Below are 16,461 nucleotides of genomic sequence, written 5' to 3'. Positions count from 1 at the left end.
TGAGAATAACTCAAGAAAGGGAGGCGTAGAATCATGCCTGAACTGACGAAGAAAGAACAAATACAACTTTACGTGTTACGACCACTCTTCATGAGCGCCGTTGCTTTTGTGGCTATTGCTTTATTTGAAGTAGGCTGGCCTAATTGGTTTTCCTTTCTTGGAATAGCTACTGGCTTCTTTATAGGAAACGGATTGGCAGTTACATTTGGTTCTTCACCAAAGAAGCAGAGCCAAACCAAATCGACAAAAAAACAAAAGGTCGGAAAAGTCATCATTTACGTTTTATTAGTCGCCTTGTTTGGCGTGTTGGTTGTTCGCTTCTTTTTACTATTGGAATAGAGAGAGGGGGGGACGGTTCATTTTATAAAATGGACTAAAGGATGTTTTATAAAAGCTTACGGTTTCTCGTGATCTTTGTTTTCCTTGCAGTAGTTATTGTTGCTGCACAGCAATGGGTAGCCCCTGGCATGAGCATATTAGCAATATGTGTGTGGTTCATATTTATTTTAATGTACATTCGAATGATAAAGACTTAGTAATTGGCACAAAAAAAGAGGACGATCGCTCGTCCTCTTTAACACTAGTTTAGAATTGTTCCGATAGCTCTTCAGCACGGGCTAGTCCTTCTTCGATAATTTGATCGGCTTTGTCAGGGAACTGGTTGTGACCTTCCACAACCACTGTTGAAACGTCCGTTATTCCCCAGAAATTAAGCATGTTTTTCACGTAGTTTACAGCCATTTCGATGGATTGGGCCGGTCCTTCAGAGTATACACCACCGCGTGCGTTTAGAATGACCGCTTTTTTATCTTGAAGAAGGCCAACAGGACCATTTTCTGTATAACTGAACGTTTTACCCGCTTGCGCCAAGTAATCAAGATACGTGTGAAGGGCGGCTGGTACCGTGAAGTTCCAAAGTGGGAAAGCAAAGACAATCTTGTCAGCGTTTAAGAATTGATTCAAGTAATGGCTGACTGTTTCTGTTGCTTCTTTTTCAGAGTCCGTGAGTTCCATTCCTTGTGCGCGCTTAAACATGCCGTTAATTTTATCTAGATCATAGTACGGCAAGTTCTCTTCGAACAAGTCAAGCTCCGTAATGGCGTGATCAGGGTTCGCTTTTTTATAGTTCTCAAGGAACGTGTGGTATAGCTTTACACTTACAGATTCGTCTTGAGAGCGAGGGTTAGCTTTAATAAAAAGAACGTTTGTCATGATGAAATACCTCCATGTTTGTTTTTTTTATGAGTTTGGTTGTTATAGCAACTATTGGATAAAATGAAAAGCAACTCCAATTGGTTGCTGTAGCAACAATTAAGTTTAAAAGAAAGCAACGTCTCTCAGTTGCTATAGCAACTATACAACAAAACGATTTTATTGTCTAGCACAAAGCACATTGCTGTTCATTTTCGTGAGAAGACGCTCTAATTCAAGTAACTCTTCTTTGGAAATTCCTTTACACACGGTCTCGTTGAAGGCTTCTGCTACTGGAATAACTTTGTTTCCTAACTCTTTTCCTTCCTCGGTAAGAAACAGGCGTAACGATCGACGATCACCTTCAACAGGAGCACGTTTTATAAAACCCTTTTTCTCCAAGTTGGAAGCCATCCGAGCGATGTTTGTTTTGTCTTTGTTTAGGTGAATGGCAAGCTGATGCTGCTCAAGGCCATCTTTTTCCCACAGGAGCATCATAATCAAGTTTTGTTCAGGAGCAAGATTAAACTCTTTTAGCTGTTCTTTCACATAGCTTGTAAGGTTTAGGTCGGTTTTGTGTATCTTAATGCTAATATAATCGGTAAATGACAGCTTCAAGGAATCGCCTCCTGGTTCAAATTGCTTACAGTTTCTGAGTATAAAGAACGGAGAAGGCGGTTGTCAATGGGATGGAGCCAATTTGTTGCTATAGCAACTTTTATCTTGTACGATAAATGATAGAGGAGGGATCGTTTTGAAAAGACGTGTAAACGACCATTGGTACGTTTCATATGAAGAAGCTGCATTTCCCTTTATCCAAAAGGGGTGGATCTTGCCTGTAGATAGATGGAAAGAGTTCGATCCATTCATTCTCATGGCAGAGGACTGGTTTAAAAAGGGAGCGTTCTCCGACCATCCCCACCGAGGGTTTCAGACGCTCACGTATGTAGTGGACGGACGTTTGGAGCACACGGATAACGCAGGTGGACGTGGGATTTTGGAACCCGGAGACTTTCAATACATGAACGCCGGATGGACAGCGAGGCACGCAGAAGAAGGGGTGGACGATGACATTGCCCATACGCTTCAACTGTGGATCAATACGCCTGCCAAGCAAAAAAAGTCCGATACATTCTACCAGGATGTTTTGAGCGAACAAGCCCCTGTCGTTTATTTTGAAGGAGGATCAGCGAAAGTGTTTGCAGGTCATATCCATGGGGTTAATGGACCGATGAAAGCTGTGGTTCCTATGACGGTCACGGAAATCTCAATGGAAGAAGGAGCAACGTTCAAACATGAACTGCCCGCAAGCCACAATAGCTTCTTGTATGTACTAGGTGGAGAGATGACGTTTGGTGAAGACGAACCCTTAACATTGGCAAAACACGGAGTGGCAACCTTAACAAGAAAAGACGGAGAACAAGGGATGAGTGAGCTTAAAATAAAAGCGAAAAGCCGCCGCTCAAAAGTACTCGTATACTCCGGTGAACCGATTAAAGAAGACATTGTTCCTTATGGGCCTTTCGTGATGAACTCCATGGATGAAATTAAAGAAGCGTTCCGAGACTTTCATGCCGGAAAGTTCGGACGAGCGATTAAAGATTGAGGGCACTGAAAAAGGTAAAGAGCGAACTTTTTCAGTGCCTTTATCTGAATGGCAATGGCTCCACTCGGTTGCGCGCCTGTTACGAAAAACCCACTCGTATCAGGCTTTCAAAACAGGCAACCGTTACGCTCATTGCCTTAGGGCACTGAAAAAGTTAAAGAGCGAACTTTTTCAGTGCCTTTAAAGAATAGAAGGAGCCCCGAAGATTTTCACATCTTCGGGGCATTATTGTTACTTTTTAAAGCGATAAGAAAATACGATCCATCCAATCAGCAAGAGAGACTCCTCGGCCTCTGTCACGTGCCCAGGTTTCAAGTCGAGTGTCCGAACACCATTGTGCTGAGCAGACACCTGTCCAACGCATTGCTCACCTTTATAAATGCCTATGACTGATGAGGTGGTCTTTGCCCTGAATTCAAACGATTGATCACCGATGAAAAGGTGGTTCGTCTCAAGGCGTTTTACGGCATGTTTTGTTTTGGCAACGGTGACGATTTCTCCTACAACCGTGTTCCCTTCTAAAATGGGGTGACGAGCATCACCTCTCCACGATTCTTTACCTATTACTTTATAGGAACGGCCGTTTTGAAATTGAAAGTGCAGTTCCAAGTGCCAAAGACCAGATCCATTCATCAAATCAGCAGTAGCCATTTGAATGATGTTTTGGTATTCCCGTTTATATGTAGCCACTAATTGATGGTCGTGATAAAGCTTTTTTTCCCCCGTTAACCATCGTTCTTTGATAGATGTGGACCAAGCTCCTGTTGGTGGTTCGGGAATGTAAGAAGTATCTTTGTTCCGTTGAACCCGGTTTATTTGTAAAAAGATAGGGGACACAATGAGAAACGCTGAAGCCAATAATAGCTGATATAATTCAAATTCCCCGACGAATACCCACCTCAATATTATTCCAATTCCTGCTACCAAAAAGAAAGCAATCATCCTTGTCATAAGACCCCTCATTTTCTATGTATTCTCTAAATGTACGTGTGAGTGCTGAGTTGGTTTCAATTTTTTGTAGGTGAAGCGAGGGGAGTGTTGGTTAGTCTGTATCACATCTTCTAAGACCTAGTGCACGCCCACTTAAAGATAATCTAAAATAAGGTAGTGATAAAAGAACGTACGTTCGTATATAATAGGGGTGAGGGGGCGTGTAGCGTGAAGAAAGAAAGCAAGCTAAGGGATCGGGGAACAATCAAATGGACGAGTATGATGTTGCCGGAGCATGTGAGCATGTTGAACGACTGGTTTGAAGGGACAAAAAAGGTGCCACAGCCTGAGCTTGATGAACAGCAATGGGAAGAAATCGGTCGGACGGTTTGCGAAGGGATGGCGTACCATACTGCACTCATTTTCACTTACTGGGATCATGGTTTTTATCATGAGGTCACAGGGTATGCTGAGCACATCAACACTCACCAGCGCCTCATTTATATTCGTAATCACGAGGAGGAGCAACATGTTATTCCCTTGAAAAATATTGTTTATGTAAAGAGCAGCTGATTAACGAACGAAAAAATCCACCTCGAGACTGACGACACAGATCAAAAGTATGAGAAAATAAGTGTAGTAAATGGAGGAGAAGAGAGTATTCTTTCACTAGCACGTTTTTAACAGATGAAACCATGTAAGAGCGAATCTCAATTGGCTAGTGTGCCGTCCGTTCGACAAGTGGACGGCAGGCAACCTACATATTCAATTTCATTTCCATGAAACGAATCAAATAAGCAAAGGGTGAAGCACATGAATCACGAATTAGCGATTGAAACCAAAGGGCTAGTGAAAACGTTTGGCAAACACAGGGCTGTAGATGGCGTGGATCTTTCTATCCCCAAAGGAAAGGTGTACGGATTCCTAGGTCCGAACGGCGCAGGAAAAACAACAACGATCCGCATGCTGGCAACCCTTCTTCAACCAGACGGTGGGGAAGCACACATATTCGGGAAAAATATTGTAACCGAAGCGGCCGAAGTAAGAGAACGGATCAGTTTGACCGGCCAATATGCATCCATCGATGAGGACTTGACGGGCATCGAGAACCTCGTCATGATTTCCAGGCTGATGGGCTATAAGAAAAAAGAAGCGAAAGCTCGTGCAACTGAGCTTCTTGCAGCATTCGGTCTGGAAGAAGCGGCAAAAAAACAAGTGAAAAACTACTCCGGTGGGATGAGACGTCGCATCGACATTGCAGCGAGTATCGTCGTTACACCGGACCTTTTGTTTCTTGATGAACCTACAACTGGGCTTGATCCGAGAAGCCGAAATCAAGTTTGGGATATCGTACGCACCTTAGTGAGTGCGGGCACGACCGTTCTTTTAACCACCCAATACTTGGAGGAAGCCGACCAGTTGGCGGATCGAATTGCCGTCATCAATCAAGGAAAGATCATTGCAGAAGGCACAAGTAGCGAGTTAAAAGCCTCAGTGGGCGCAGGGACGTTGAATGTTCGTCTAGCCGACTCAACGGATCGTGAAAGAGCGATCACCATTTTAAGTGAAAAACTGCAAACGGACATCAAAACATCAGGAGATACAGCCTCTCTATCTGCCCAAGTGGGCGACGCTTCCCTCGTAGCAGAAGCATTAGGTGAACTTGTCCAACACCGCATAAACGTAAGCGACTTTTCACTCGGGCAACCGAGCCTCGATGAAGTGTTCCTTACTCTTACCGGTCAAAAAACAGAGTCAGAGGAGGAGGGCAAACAATGAGTAATCAACTAGATCAAACATCGATGAACGAAGAACGGCTAAGAGACGCAATCGCTTCTCGTACAAGACCGAAAAGGCCGAGTCCGATCAGTTCATCTCTTACCTTTTCATCGAGAGCATTACTTAGAATTAAGCACGTGCCGGAACAGCTTTTTGATGTGACGGTTTTTCCAGTTATCTTTCTACTTATGTTTACGTACCTATTCGGAGGAGCGATTGCTGGCTCCACAGCGGAGTACCTCCAGTTTCTCTTGCCAGGCATATTAGTTATGACTGTTGCGCAAATCACCATGTACACAGGCATTGATTTAAACAACGATATTCGAAAAGGGATTTTTGACCGATTCAGAACGCTACCTATTTGGCTACCATCAGCTCTTGTTGGTGCGTTATTAGTGGATATGGTCCGTTATTCCGGTGCATCGGCGATTATGATCACGCTCGGCTTCATCTTAGGTTTTAGGCCGGATGGAGGGATAATCGGAGTTCTTGGAGCGGTTGGGATGATTCTGATTTTTTGCTTCTGTCTTTCGTGGGTGTGGACGACACTCGGGTTGATTATGCGATCGGAAAAATCGCTCATGATGGTGAGCTTTATGGTTCTTTTTCCACTCACGTTCGTGAGTAACGTCTTCGTTGACCCGTCGACCTTACCAGGCTGGCTTGAGAGCTTTGTGGATGTGAATCCAATTTCTCTTCTTGTGGATGCCGTTCGTGGCTTTATGCACGGAAATGTCACAGGTGAAGCGATCATGTGGGTGTTCGTCGCATCAGGCATCTTCTTTGTGATCTTTGCCCCGCTTACGATGTACTTGTATCGGAATAAGAAGTAATGGTTTTTCTTAGGAAAAAAGCATGATCGAAAGGAAGAGGTTAGCATAGGATTGGAATGAGCTTATTGTGTTTTAAAAATTGAGGAAGGTAGGTTTCAATAAGCCTGTTCTCATTTTATTTACTTTTAAACCCGGCTGGTACTGTACAGCCGGGTTTAAGTATAATACTAGCGTAGAAGGGAATTTCTACGTTTTCACTAATTATTTTAAGCCTACACCTTCATCCCCCTTGCTCCGTTCCCCATGCATGCATCGCTTCAAGTACATGCTTTAACGTAAGCCCTTTTTCAGAAATAGAATATTCCACTTTTGGAGGCATTTCATTGTATTGTGTTCTGATAATCAGCCCGTCCTGTTCAAGTTCTTTCAGCTGTTGGCTGAGCATTTTATGAGTGATACCTGGAAGTAGCCTTCGCATTTCGTTATATCGCTTGGTTCCATCAACCATGACATGCCACAGAATGACCAGCTTCCATTTTCCACCGACTTTATTTAGGGTGTATTCAATCGAACATTTTAGTTTTCCATTTTCATCAACTTGAACCTTTTCGGTCACGAACGACTCCTCCAATACTACCTTTTTGGGTAGTATCTTCCCAAAAAGTGCGCTCTGTTTTCTAGAAGAATACCCCTTTATAATTGGAGTGTCAAACCATTGAAGGAGGTACTTTTCATGACAACATACCCAAGAAACTTTTCTCATATTGGACTTTCAGTAGCAGATCTAGATGAAGCAGTGAAATTTTACACAACAGTATTCGGCTGGTACACAATGATGAAGCCATCACCTGTTTATAACGATGATACACCTATTGGACAAATGTGCCGTGATGTCTTCGGGAACGACTGGAAGGAGTTCCGTATTGCTCACCTTTCAACAGGTGACAAGATCGGGATCGAACTATTCGAGTTCTTTCAAAATGAGCAGCCGGACAACAATTTCGAATATTGGAAAACAGGAATCTTTCACTTCTGTATCCAGGATCCGGACATTGAAGGTCTTGTGGAGAAAATCATTGCGCACGGTGGAAAACAGCGTATGCCCATTCGTGAATACTATCCGAATGATAAGCCTTATAAGATGGTGTATGTAGAAGATCCATTTGGAAACATCTTTGAGATTTATACCCACAGTTATGAGATGACTTATTCTCAAGGAGCTTACTGAAGCTCGGAGTGAACCAGTGACGTAGTTAAATGTTTCAAAGAAGCCAAGCATCCTCCGTGCCCGGTGCAGTATACGTCAGGTAAACATGTGATTCATTTAGACAACTTTTCAAAACGTAAAACACCACCCGGATTTATGGAGTTCCGGGTGGTGTTTTATTTGGTTTGTTTATGAGGGAGTGTAGTGATATGTCCATCACTTTTGGAATTTGTCGATCACATTGAGCGGTTTATCCATCACTTTAAGACATTTCCCCACACCACTACTGGAATTTGACACCAACTAAGGGAATCGTTACAGTAAACCTTTAATCATTCAACATAAAGGAGAAGCAAATATGAAAAAAAGACTCTGGATTATCGTGACCGCATTTATTTTGGCGAATGTCCTATTTGCTTTCATCGACTATAGTAGAGGCGCAAACGTGTCTTGGGGATATAATCTAGCTTTCTCCACATTTATCATAGGGGCTTTAAGCTTACGATATGTAAACCTATCAAAAAAACAAAGAGCCTCTTGATAACTAACAAATCTTCTATTCTACCAAAAACTGAATCTCATCGAACTTCCTACTAAACTTTACAGTCAAGTCTTTATCATCAAAGTACCAAAGGTCCTTTTGTTCAACGCCGTATGTAATGCCGTCTTTTTCAAACGTAGCTCCGGGATCGGTGAGTTTGTCTTTTGTAATTCCTAAAGAAAAGCCCGATTGAACGGAACCGCAGCCACCATACCTGGCGTGAAAACGAATTGTATCTCCTTCTTTTAGATCAAACTCATCTTGAAACCAGCGGAGAGCAGGCTGTGTAATTTTGATATTCATTATGTTCACTTCCTCATTAGCGATCTCGTTCTTTTATCGTACCAAAAAAGAGAAAAGAAAGTAACGGACGCGACTTGCGAACTGAGTAAAGGTCGTTATTGGATGGAGTAGAAGTAGAGGAGAAGGAAGATTTGAACCATTACACAAGGGCAGTAAAAAAAGACAGACGGTTAGCTCTGTCTTTTTTTAATATATTAATAAGGGGATACTAAAATCGTACATGGGATAACGGCTTGAGTAAACACGGCAATTGAACCATTCTATTTACTCGTAAAACAGGATGTTAGTATGGGATTGAAGTGGAAAGCGTTATAGAAGGATAGTACTTCTATGTAGAAAAAGGATCAATACTGTCGTTTGAGGACGAAACGTTGGATAAAGAAGCCGGTTAACTGGGACTATCCATGTACGACCTATACATAAAGAGTAAAACGAGCAGGAAGACCTGCTCGTAAATGGATTACGTTCTTTCTACAATTATTCTTTGGGCCGTAGGTAGGGCTTGTTCAACGGCGTTTAAGGTGTTTTGGGAATTTTGAAAAGCACCAACTTGGACACCGTCTACGAAGACTCGGAACACTTGTGAAACAGGCGTCAAATCAAAGATACGGGCAATTCCATCGGCATGCCCTTTTGCAACGGTTTGCAGCCAGTTGGGATCGCGTATGAGAGCGGCGTCCTGAGCATTGTCAATAAAGCCGTTCTCTGTTAGAATCGCAGGCATTCTTGTTTCACGCAATACGTGAAAGTTGGCTGACTTTTTTCCACGGTTAATCATGTTGTTTACTTTGATAATTTCTTCATGCATCACGTTACGCATTTGGGAGGTTCTGGAGCTAGGAGTTAACGAGTCATGAATGAAATCTTCATACCCTCTTGCGGTTCCGTTAAATGCATTAATATGAATGGATACGAAGTAGTCGGCACCCCATGCATTAGCTTCATTCGTACGTTGTGATAATGTTTTTGTCACATCAGTCGTTCGGCTCATTTTAACCTCAACACCTCGATAATCATTGAGGAGAATGTTTCGCAAACGAAGAGCAAGATCCAAGTTCACATTTTTTTCTTGAAGACCATTTCCAACAGCTCCCGGATCGGTACCACCGTGACCCGGATCAATATAAATCTTGACCATAATGATCACCTCCTACTCTATAAGTATGTTAATAGAAACGTTTTTGGGGAGGTCAGACAAACATTTAAATAGGTGAATGGAAAGAAAGGTACTAGAGTTAAGAGAGTAGAAGTTTCAATGATCATGAATGTGAAAGCAGGGGGAAGAATGTTCAAAGAATTGCCTTTAGGTGACTATCACAAGTGCAGAAATCTAGTATCCGATCATAAACAATTGGAAGCAATAGGTGTCATTGAAGGGATCAATACGGGTCGAGTGTTTGTAGATAACAAAGATGATCCACGTTGCGGTTTTGTATGGCTTGGAAATCATGATGGAATGATGTTTTTTGGTGATGAGCGTGCCTCGTCTGTAAACCAACTCCCGTCTTTTATAGACGACCAACTTTCGTTCTTGTTAAAAAAAGAAGGAATCTCTTATTTTGAAGGTGTTAGTCCAAGCCTAAGGTGGGATCGCACAATGGAGCAGCTGTTTCACGATCGTATTGAGGGGAGGTGGACACAGCGCATCTATCGCTTGGATTCATCTGATTTTAAACAGAAAAGTGAGCCGAAAATCGACGAGTCTTATCAGTTGGTAAACGTGGAAACCTGCCTACAAGAAAAGACAGGTTCTACTACGTCCTCGATCGAGAAAAAAATCTTGGAAACTTGGCATTCGACGGAAGAATTCTTACGATACGGCCATGGATATGGCATCCTGATTAATGGTCAAATCGTTAGTTTATGCTATACGGGGTTTATGGCACACGGTCTTCGTGCCATTCATGTTGAAACGCACCAGGACCATCGAGGAAAGCAACTAGCTCAAGCAGTGGTACACCGGTTTATCACTCATTGTTTAGAAGAGAATGAAGAGCCTTACTGGGATTGTACAGAAACCAATGCCCCCTCCATAAAAGTGGCTGAGCGCTTGGGATTCCATCAGAGCAGCACGTACCAGGTTTACGGGTTCTCACTATAATAAAAGCTCATTAAAAAAACAAAAAAGGTTCCAAGTGATCATGAATCACTTGGAACCTTTGTAATATCAACTTTCTTTTTTGGCATGAATTTGTGCAACAACTTCCTTGTATTCGTCTTCCGTGAATTTATAGAAGTACATAATGATCAAGCGAATAAGAGAACCGAGGGCCGGTAGTAAGGCGATGACAAAGAACAAGCCTTGCAATGTGACCGGACTCTGCGCCTGATTAGGCACATAATTAATGACTGTCAAGATGACACCTGTAGCACCACCTGCAATGGCAACAGAGAGTTTTCCTGTGAATGTCTGACCGGAAAACGTAACCGCTTCAGAGCGTTGCCCCGTTCTTAGCTCGGTAAATTCAATCGTTTCAGCAAGCATCGTAGAGATGAGAGGACCCGTAGCCGTATAGAGAACCATTGTAACCGTCAAGAATCCCAGAACGACCATTGTGTTCGAGTAGCCTGACATGAAGAAGCCAATTCGGACTACGATGTCGATAACCAAAATGGTCATGAGAATATGCTTTTTATAAAAATGCTTCGTTAACATTGGAATAAAGAAGAATCCTACACAACTGACCAAACTAATAATCCCGAACACAGCCATGAGTGAAGCGTTTTCAAGATTGTATGTGAAAAAGTAAATGTTCAATGCTAGTGTGATGTTCACGAAAATGTTACAGAAAAACGTTGCTAGAATCATAAACATCGGCTTATTGCCTTTGATAACTTTAATGGCATCGCGAATGCGCACTTTCACTTTCGGAGGTTCGACTCTTTCTTTTGTTTTACGGAAGCCATTGATCATAAACGGCAAACCTAACAAGGAGAGAATCACAACAGCATAAAAGAATCCATCATCCATATTTCCGCCACCTAAAAACTCAGCAAGCGGTGTAAAAAGAAGGGTAGGAATCCCGATTCCAACGAAAACCCCAAGATTGGCAAAGGTAACAAGCTTCGTGCGCTGTTGCGGATCTTGACTCATCACCGCTGACATGGACCAAAACGGGACGTCCGAAACGGTGTAAATCATTCCCCATAAAATGTAGGTGGTACCTGCAAAAAGAATACTGGCAGTTGGCCCCAAGTCAAGAGGAGCAAAGGCAAGTATCGTAATCAACGTAATGAGTAACGGTGAGTACAATAAATATTGCCTGAATTTGCCGTGCTTTGAGCGTAACGTATCCATGATCGACGCCATGAACGGATCGTTCACAGCATCGAAGGTACGTGCAACCAGGAAAATGGTACTGGCAGCGAGTGCAGAAATCCCTAGAATATCGGTGTAAAAATAGAGAATGAATGTCCCTACCAGACCAAAGCTGATGCATTGCCCCATCCCGTATCCGAAGTAAGAAAAGACTTCTTTGTTACTGATTTGCTCTTTTGGTGGTAGTGTTTGTTTGGTATGATTCGTTGCTTCACTCATCGTCGTTCCCCCTTATTCAAATGTAAATCCGCCCGTTTGAAGTGAGTCTAGGATACGTTTAATCTCATTAGGATCGAATTTATAATTGTGGTTGTGATCTAAAAGTCCATTTACTTCTTGCTCCACGTCTGACACTTGCGTATAGCAAAATCCGCAAAACACATCATTTTTCATCACAGCGTGAACCAATTCTTCAAATCGCTTAAGCGCTTCTTCCTTTGATTTTGGACGGTCGCCATAGCCCCAACTTTCAGCCAATTCTTCTTTCTCCGTATAAGCAATGCCGCCGAATTCACTCATCATGATCGGTTGACCTTGATAGGAATATCCTTCTGCGAAATTATATTTTCTGCTTGTCACAGAGGGAGCACCGTTCCATGTTTCTTCATCGTGTTTATACTTTTCAGTGATGTTTTGGTCGGACTGGGAATAATCGTGAATAGTTAAGACATCTGTAAGCGTGTGTTCCCATCCGTCATTTCCAATCACGAGTCTTGTCTGATCGAGAGATTTCGTTAAATAGTATAAGGAATTCACAAAGCTTTGCTGTTGCTTGTTGGAATGAATTTCATTGACTCCCCATGATTCGTTCATTGGGGTATAGGCAATCACACTCGGGTGGTTGTAATGTTTTTTAATGATTTTTCGGTATTCGTAGGTCGTATTTTCAATCGCTTCATCCCCAAACTCAAATGAACTTGGCATTTCAGCCCACATCACAAGGCCCAGTTTGTCGCACAAGTACATGTAGCGGTTATCAGCAACGGTTTGGTGTCTTCTTACACCGTTAAAGCCCATGCGCTTGATCTTTAAAAGGTCACTTTCAATCGTTTCAATTGAATCGGGTGTCATGAGACCGCTACCATAATAGCCTTGATCGAGGATCAGCTTTTGGTAACAACGCTCGTTGTTTAAGAGAATATCTTGATCTCTTATGCTCACTTTTCTCATTCCGAAGTAGCTGTCAACTTTATCTACGATTTTTTCACCATCTCTAAGTGAAAAGGTAACGTCATACAGATTCGGTTCATCCGGTGTCCAATAGGCGAGTCTGAAATCAGGAGACGTAGAGCTTACATTTAAGCGCATCGTTACTTTGTTGTATGTCACCATGGCAGAGGCTCGTTGAATCGTTTTGCCAAACAACGAAATGTTCACGTCGAGTAGGGCATTTTCTCCTGCATCCTCCGTAAAGCCTTCAATAAACACTTCAGCAGTATCGATATCCGGTGTCATCTTAACTTCTTTCAAAAAGGAATCGCTTACATATTCAAGCCAAACGGACTGCCAAATCCCTGTTGTTTTGGTGTACCAGCATAAAAAATTGTCTTCTTTCCATGATTGCTTTCCGATCGGCTGGCTACAACTGGTTTTGTCTTCCACTCGGAGTGTAATCGTGAAGTGGTCTTCTACCATCTCACTTGGGAGTGTAAAGGAGAAGGGAACATGTCCACCTTTATGGTCACCTACAAATTCTCCATTTACCCATACCATCGTATAGTAATCAACAGCTTCAAAATGAAGGATGACCTTTCCATCTTTCGTTGGTTGTTCAACATGCTTCACTTGTTTTTTGTACCAAACGACTTCTGACGGTAGGCTGTTCTCTTCAACACCTGAGAGAGTACTTTGGTAGCAAAAAGGGACTTGGATTGAATCAGTAAATGCCTTGTCTTTATACCACTTTTCTTTTAATCCTTTGTTGTCATAGTCAAAGTTAAATTCCCATGTTCCATTTAAGTCCATCCATTTGTTTCGCTTAAATTGCGGACGAGGGTAGGACAAATCTAATGCCGTGCGGAGGGTTTCTTCTTGTTGTAACACGATTAGCACAACCTTCCTTAAATTACTGATTTATTTGTTTTGTTACTACTTTATTAGTTGCAATAGGTAAAAAAAATAAATGTCTATGAGGTTATGGAATTATTGTAAGCGCTTTTATAGTAATAATCAACCTTTTTTCGTAATAAAAAGAATAGTAGATCGTGAGGTTTTTAGACACTCCCTCGTCTATGGACCGACTGGGAAAATGAGGAACGGGTAGGATTCGCTTATAACAGAGCCTCAGCTCAGCCGCGTTTAACGAAAAAAAGACTGCAGATATAGCAGCCTTTACATGGTTTAATCTAGCGCAATTGTCATTTGAATGCCTTGGTCATAATTACCGAATTTGCTGCCGAACAGGTTGAACCCACCTTTATTTACAGCATCTTCTTTTATTCCTATTTTTAAAGAAATAAAAGGATAATCTTTGATGCCAAGACTGTCGACGGTCACGTGTTTGTTCAGTGGAGTCCCATCTAAATAACAGCCATTCTCCGTGGCTTTAAATCGCTTTAACATCCCATATTGAGTATAATTCGTGAGCCACCATTGCGGCGTTAAAAATCCACGCTTCCCGCCAAAGTCGCTAGGGGAGGTCCATGTTCCAACTTCAATGTTGTTAATCCAAACAGTAATGTCAGAAGGCCAATCCATCTTATGGTTGGGTGCTTCTGAACAAAGCTCTGCAGAAACTTCAATTTCTTTTACATTCGTTCCATAAGGCACTTTATTTTGGAATCGGTACTCAACGTACCCGTCTCTCATAAAGAGAAGTTGGGCGTGTTTTCTAGAAGGTTCATAAAAAGAGCGGGGGTCGTCTTGAAGACCAATATAATCATCTTGGCCAACTAATCCGCAGTTTGGCTGCACGAAGCAATCAAAGTACTCTCCAATGGGCATATCCATCGTTATTCGTTGATCACTTTCTTCATGATGCTCGTGTTCGAAAAGATCAATGATAATGCGATCGAGGTTTTTCGCATTTACTTTTTGAGTCCCTCTGCCAGGTACAAGCTCTGTAGAGATAAGATTCACTTCTTCAAGCTTCTTAACGTTAGTGGCTGTCGTTGAAAAAGGTAAATTTAATTTTTCGGCCAATTCGTTCACATTGTGGGGCTGTACACTTAAAATCCGTAATATTTCAAGTCTATGTTTATTGGCAATGGCTTTATAAACGGCTAATGACGATTCGTCAAAACCTAAATGTAAGGACTTCAAACTCATCACCTCAGAAGTTATTAACGTTTTTATCGTAACAAAACAAGTATAAGTGAAAGGTGGAATTTTTTCCAATATGGAAGATGAAGAGGCGGGCAAAGATGTCGAAATTCCTCACAAAGTATTGAGTTTACATATAAGGCTTTGTTACAATTAGGTACTGTTAGGACAACGGTTTTTATTTGAAAGGAGATCCGTAATTTATGGGCGGAGCAATTAACGATAGACAAGAACAAATGAAATATCTACATCAGCGTATCGAACTTCTGATGACCATGCTTGATGGCATTGACCCAGAAGAGGCGGGCGTTGAAGATATCGACCGCATTATCGAAATGCTTGATGAACTTGAAAACAAAGCAAAACAATATCGTAAGAGCTGGGATGGACAATGATTCTTTACCTCGTTCGGCACGGACAATCCGAAGCCAATTTAAAGGGCATCATTCAAGGCCACGCAGAATTTCCCTTATCTGATCTTGGAAAAGAACAGGCGAAACTCGTAGGTGAAGCTTTTCAAGAGGAACACCTCGATGCCATTTTCACAAGTGATCTAGGACGTGCAAGAAAAACGGCCGATGCCATTGCGAAGCATCATCCTTTGGATGTTCACACGTGGGATAAAGTACGAGAGGTTGGACTTGGCCCATTGGAAGGAAAAACCCGTGACGAAATGAAAGCGGCATTTCCTGGTCTTGAAACGAAGTCCCTGTTAACTTCAGGTATTGAAGGATCTGAAACAGTTGAAGATATTACAGCCCGTTGCGAGTATGTTGTAGAACAACTTCGCGCAGGATACGATAACAAAAAAGTCGCGGTTGTGTCTCATGGCGGTCTTATCAGTATTTTTCTGATGTACTTAATTGCCGGACCAAAATGGCAAGAGTTGACCCGTCCGTTCATGATTGGAAATACGGGAATTACAAAAATTGAATGGCGCTCAGGTGAACAGGTGAAGTTTCATTATGTAAACAAAACGGATCACTTAGAGAGAAATAAAGATTTAAAAAGTACAACTGTTCTTTACTAAAAACGGACCTTTTATATGGTCCGTTTTTTTGTTTTCTCATCAATGGATATATAATTAATTATTTTCACAAAAAATTTACATTACCCAGTAGGCTTGTTACTAACGCCAAAAATTCAGTTAAAACAAACATATCTACAGATTAACCAATTATAAAATCACAAAATGATAAGCTAGGGTGATTAAATTAAAGTATTAATTGGATTTCTTTAATGAAACCAGAGAAAACGATCATATTTGATCAAATATGAATCTTTACAAACCTTATTCCGAGGAGTAATCTATGCTCAATCAATTGAATAAACCAATCGCTTAATTTCCGTTAATCACGGAAAGCGGGGGACCCACTTAAGATGGAGACTTGTCTCCTTGGGGTGAATCGGTAGACAATGCCGTAGGGCGACTCTTGCGCCCGAATCCGACAGCTAACTCCGTAAGCGTTGAAGAGACAGGATTTATTTCCAATGCCTGCTGCTCGTTTTAAATAAATGAGAGGCAGTGCTTATTTACTTGTGGAAAAAACC

Annotated in this window: 19 protein-coding genes and 1 riboswitch; of the genes, 10 read left to right on the top strand and 9 right to left on the bottom strand. The window is 41.9% G+C overall.

Annotation, left to right across the window (positions count from 1 at the left end; genetic code table 11):
- The first annotated feature begins 33 nt into the window (after window positions 1-33).
- Window positions 34-339, top strand: a complete 306-nt coding sequence (locus tag G476_RS0115650) for a hypothetical protein (protein ID WP_026690926.1) — start codon at window positions 34-36, stop codon at window positions 337-339.
- Window positions 340-585: 246 nt separating this feature from the next.
- Here G476_RS0115650 and G476_RS0115640 read toward each other — a convergent pair whose 3' ends face one another.
- Window positions 586-1,212, bottom strand: a complete 627-nt coding sequence (locus tag G476_RS0115640; RefSeq protein ID WP_026690925.1) for an FMN-dependent NADH-azoreductase — start codon at window positions 1,210-1,212, stop codon at window positions 586-588.
- 159 nt (window positions 1,213-1,371) lie between these two features.
- Window positions 1,372-1,809, bottom strand: coding sequence for a MarR family winged helix-turn-helix transcriptional regulator (locus G476_RS0115635; RefSeq protein WP_026690924.1), 438 nt, complete (start codon window positions 1,807-1,809; stop codon window positions 1,372-1,374).
- Window positions 1,810-1,945: 136 nt separating this feature from the next.
- Between G476_RS0115635 and G476_RS0115630 the strand changes: the two genes are divergently transcribed.
- Entirely contained in the window at window positions 1,946-2,797 is an 852-nt protein-coding gene (locus G476_RS0115630) for a pirin family protein (RefSeq protein WP_425387232.1), read from the top strand.
- Between the two features lie 231 nt (window positions 2,798-3,028).
- On the opposite strand, the gene G476_RS0115625 is transcribed toward G476_RS0115630, so the two are convergent.
- The gene (locus G476_RS0115625; protein ID WP_026690922.1) at window positions 3,029-3,748 is read right to left on the bottom strand and encodes a hypothetical protein; all 720 of its coding nucleotides are present in this window, start codon (window positions 3,746-3,748) and stop codon (window positions 3,029-3,031) included.
- 207 nt (window positions 3,749-3,955) lie between these two features.
- Between G476_RS0115625 and G476_RS0115620 the strand changes: the two genes are divergently transcribed.
- From G476_RS0115620 to G476_RS0115610, 3 genes are all read left to right on the top strand, one after another.
- Window positions 3,956-4,300 carry a YolD-like family protein gene (locus G476_RS0115620; RefSeq protein WP_026690921.1) on the top strand — a complete coding sequence of 115 codons (345 nt, stop codon included), beginning with the start codon at window positions 3,956-3,958 and terminating at the stop codon, window positions 4,298-4,300.
- A 240-nt stretch (window positions 4,301-4,540) separates the two neighbouring features.
- The gene (locus G476_RS0115615) at window positions 4,541-5,506 is read left to right on the top strand and encodes an ATP-binding cassette domain-containing protein (RefSeq protein WP_035187181.1); all 966 of its coding nucleotides are present in this window, start codon (window positions 4,541-4,543) and stop codon (window positions 5,504-5,506) included.
- Window positions 5,503-6,339, top strand: coding sequence for an ABC transporter permease (locus G476_RS0115610; RefSeq protein WP_026690919.1), 837 nt, complete (start codon window positions 5,503-5,505; stop codon window positions 6,337-6,339). The genes G476_RS0115615 and G476_RS0115610 overlap by 4 nt, the downstream gene beginning before the upstream one ends.
- Window positions 6,340-6,559: 220 nt before the next feature.
- Here G476_RS0115610 and G476_RS0115605 read toward each other — a convergent pair whose 3' ends face one another.
- The gene (locus G476_RS0115605; protein WP_026690918.1) at window positions 6,560-6,895 is read right to left on the bottom strand and encodes a winged helix-turn-helix transcriptional regulator; all 336 of its coding nucleotides are present in this window, start codon (window positions 6,893-6,895) and stop codon (window positions 6,560-6,562) included.
- A 117-nt stretch (window positions 6,896-7,012) separates the two neighbouring features.
- Here G476_RS0115605 and G476_RS0115600 point away from each other — a divergent pair, with 117 nt between their 5' ends.
- Window positions 7,013-7,507 carry a lactoylglutathione lyase family protein gene (locus G476_RS0115600; protein WP_026690917.1) on the top strand — a complete coding sequence of 165 codons (495 nt, stop codon included), beginning with the start codon at window positions 7,013-7,015 and terminating at the stop codon, window positions 7,505-7,507.
- Window positions 7,508-7,844: 337 nt separating this feature from the next.
- Window positions 7,845-8,027 carry a hypothetical protein gene (locus tag G476_RS0115595; RefSeq protein WP_026690916.1) on the top strand — a complete coding sequence of 61 codons (183 nt, stop codon included), beginning with the start codon at window positions 7,845-7,847 and terminating at the stop codon, window positions 8,025-8,027.
- A 15-nt stretch (window positions 8,028-8,042) separates the two neighbouring features.
- On the opposite strand, the gene G476_RS0115590 is transcribed toward G476_RS0115595, so the two are convergent.
- Together G476_RS0115590 and G476_RS0115585 are read right to left on the bottom strand one after the other, a co-directional pair.
- Window positions 8,043-8,330: a HesB/YadR/YfhF family protein gene (locus tag G476_RS0115590; RefSeq protein ID WP_026690915.1), complete on the bottom strand. Its 288-nt coding sequence runs from the start codon at window positions 8,328-8,330 to the stop codon at window positions 8,043-8,045.
- A gap of 460 nt (window positions 8,331-8,790) precedes the next feature.
- Window positions 8,791-9,468 (bottom strand): N-acetylmuramoyl-L-alanine amidase family protein, encoded by a 678-nt coding sequence (locus G476_RS0115585; protein ID WP_026690914.1) that lies wholly within the window; start codon window positions 9,466-9,468, stop codon window positions 8,791-8,793.
- 147 nt (window positions 9,469-9,615) lie between these two features.
- On the opposite strand from G476_RS0115585, the gene G476_RS0115580 reads away from it, so the two are divergent.
- Entirely contained in the window at window positions 9,616-10,431 is an 816-nt protein-coding gene (locus G476_RS0115580; RefSeq protein ID WP_026690913.1) for a GNAT family N-acetyltransferase, read from the top strand.
- Between the two features lie 66 nt (window positions 10,432-10,497).
- On the opposite strand, the gene G476_RS0115575 is transcribed toward G476_RS0115580, so the two are convergent.
- From G476_RS0115575 to G476_RS0115565, 3 genes are all read right to left on the bottom strand, one after another.
- Window positions 10,498-11,868 (bottom strand): MFS transporter, encoded by a 1,371-nt coding sequence (locus G476_RS0115575; protein ID WP_051314872.1) that lies wholly within the window; start codon window positions 11,866-11,868, stop codon window positions 10,498-10,500.
- A 12-nt stretch (window positions 11,869-11,880) separates the two neighbouring features.
- Window positions 11,881-13,692, bottom strand: a complete 1,812-nt coding sequence (locus G476_RS0115570; RefSeq protein WP_026690911.1) for a glycoside hydrolase family 2 — start codon at window positions 13,690-13,692, stop codon at window positions 11,881-11,883.
- Window positions 13,693-13,989: 297 nt separating this feature from the next.
- Window positions 13,990-14,910: an ArsR/SmtB family transcription factor gene (locus G476_RS0115565; protein ID WP_051314871.1), complete on the bottom strand. Its 921-nt coding sequence runs from the start codon at window positions 14,908-14,910 to the stop codon at window positions 13,990-13,992.
- A 203-nt stretch (window positions 14,911-15,113) separates the two neighbouring features.
- Here G476_RS0115565 and G476_RS0115560 point away from each other — a divergent pair, with 203 nt between their 5' ends.
- Together G476_RS0115560 and G476_RS0115555 are read left to right on the top strand one after the other, a co-directional pair.
- A complete protein-coding gene (locus G476_RS0115560; protein ID WP_026690909.1) occupies window positions 15,114-15,305 on the top strand; it encodes an SE1561 family protein in 192 nt (63 codons plus the stop codon).
- Window positions 15,302-15,940 (top strand): histidine phosphatase family protein, encoded by a 639-nt coding sequence (locus G476_RS0115555; protein WP_026690908.1) that lies wholly within the window; start codon window positions 15,302-15,304, stop codon window positions 15,938-15,940. Before G476_RS0115560 ends, G476_RS0115555 begins: the two co-directional genes overlap by 4 nt.
- Before the next feature lie 296 nt (window positions 15,941-16,236).
- Window positions 16,237-16,392, top strand: a riboswitch (cyclic di-AMP (ydaO/yuaA leader).
- Window positions 16,393-16,461 lie beyond the last annotated feature (69 nt).

The organism is Alteribacter aurantiacus DSM 18675, from assembly GCF_000429705.1.
In the GTDB taxonomy this organism is placed as follows: domain Bacteria; phylum Bacillota; class Bacilli; order Bacillales; family Salisediminibacteriaceae; genus Alteribacter; species Alteribacter aurantiacus.
The sequence above is the reverse complement of the archived record's forward strand: the minus strand, read 5'-3'. Positions and strand labels throughout refer to the sequence as shown.

Excerpts from the sequence above, each read along its gene's own strand:
- G476_RS0115650 (WP_026690926.1), top strand. The coding sequence starts at position 34 with ATGCCTGAACTGACGAAGAAAGAACAAATACAACTTTACGTGTTACGA.
- G476_RS0115640 (WP_026690925.1), bottom strand. The coding sequence starts at position 1,212 with ATGACAAACGTTCTTTTTATTAAAGCTAACCCTCGCTCTCAAGACGAA.
- G476_RS0115625 (WP_026690922.1), bottom strand. The coding sequence starts at position 3,748 with ATGACAAGGATGATTGCTTTCTTTTTGGTAGCAGGAATTGGAATAATA.
- G476_RS0115615 (WP_035187181.1), top strand. The coding sequence starts at position 4,541 with ATGAATCACGAATTAGCGATTGAAACCAAAGGGCTAGTGAAAACGTTT.
- G476_RS0115610 (WP_026690919.1), top strand. The coding sequence starts at position 5,503 with ATGAGTAATCAACTAGATCAAACATCGATGAACGAAGAACGGCTAAGA.
- G476_RS0115600 (WP_026690917.1), top strand. The coding sequence starts at position 7,013 with ATGACAACATACCCAAGAAACTTTTCTCATATTGGACTTTCAGTAGCA.
- G476_RS0115595 (WP_026690916.1), top strand. The coding sequence starts at position 7,845 with ATGAAAAAAAGACTCTGGATTATCGTGACCGCATTTATTTTGGCGAAT.
- G476_RS0115590 (WP_026690915.1), bottom strand. The coding sequence starts at position 8,330 with ATGAATATCAAAATTACACAGCCTGCTCTCCGCTGGTTTCAAGATGAG.
- G476_RS0115585 (WP_026690914.1), bottom strand. The coding sequence starts at position 9,468 with ATGGTCAAGATTTATATTGATCCGGGTCACGGTGGTACCGATCCGGGA.
- G476_RS0115580 (WP_026690913.1), top strand. The coding sequence starts at position 9,616 with ATGTTCAAAGAATTGCCTTTAGGTGACTATCACAAGTGCAGAAATCTA.
- G476_RS0115575 (WP_051314872.1), bottom strand. The coding sequence starts at position 11,868 with ATGAGTGAAGCAACGAATCATACCAAACAAACACTACCACCAAAAGAG.
- G476_RS0115560 (WP_026690909.1), top strand. The coding sequence starts at position 15,114 with ATGGGCGGAGCAATTAACGATAGACAAGAACAAATGAAATATCTACAT.
- G476_RS0115555 (WP_026690908.1), top strand. The coding sequence starts at position 15,302 with ATGATTCTTTACCTCGTTCGGCACGGACAATCCGAAGCCAATTTAAAG.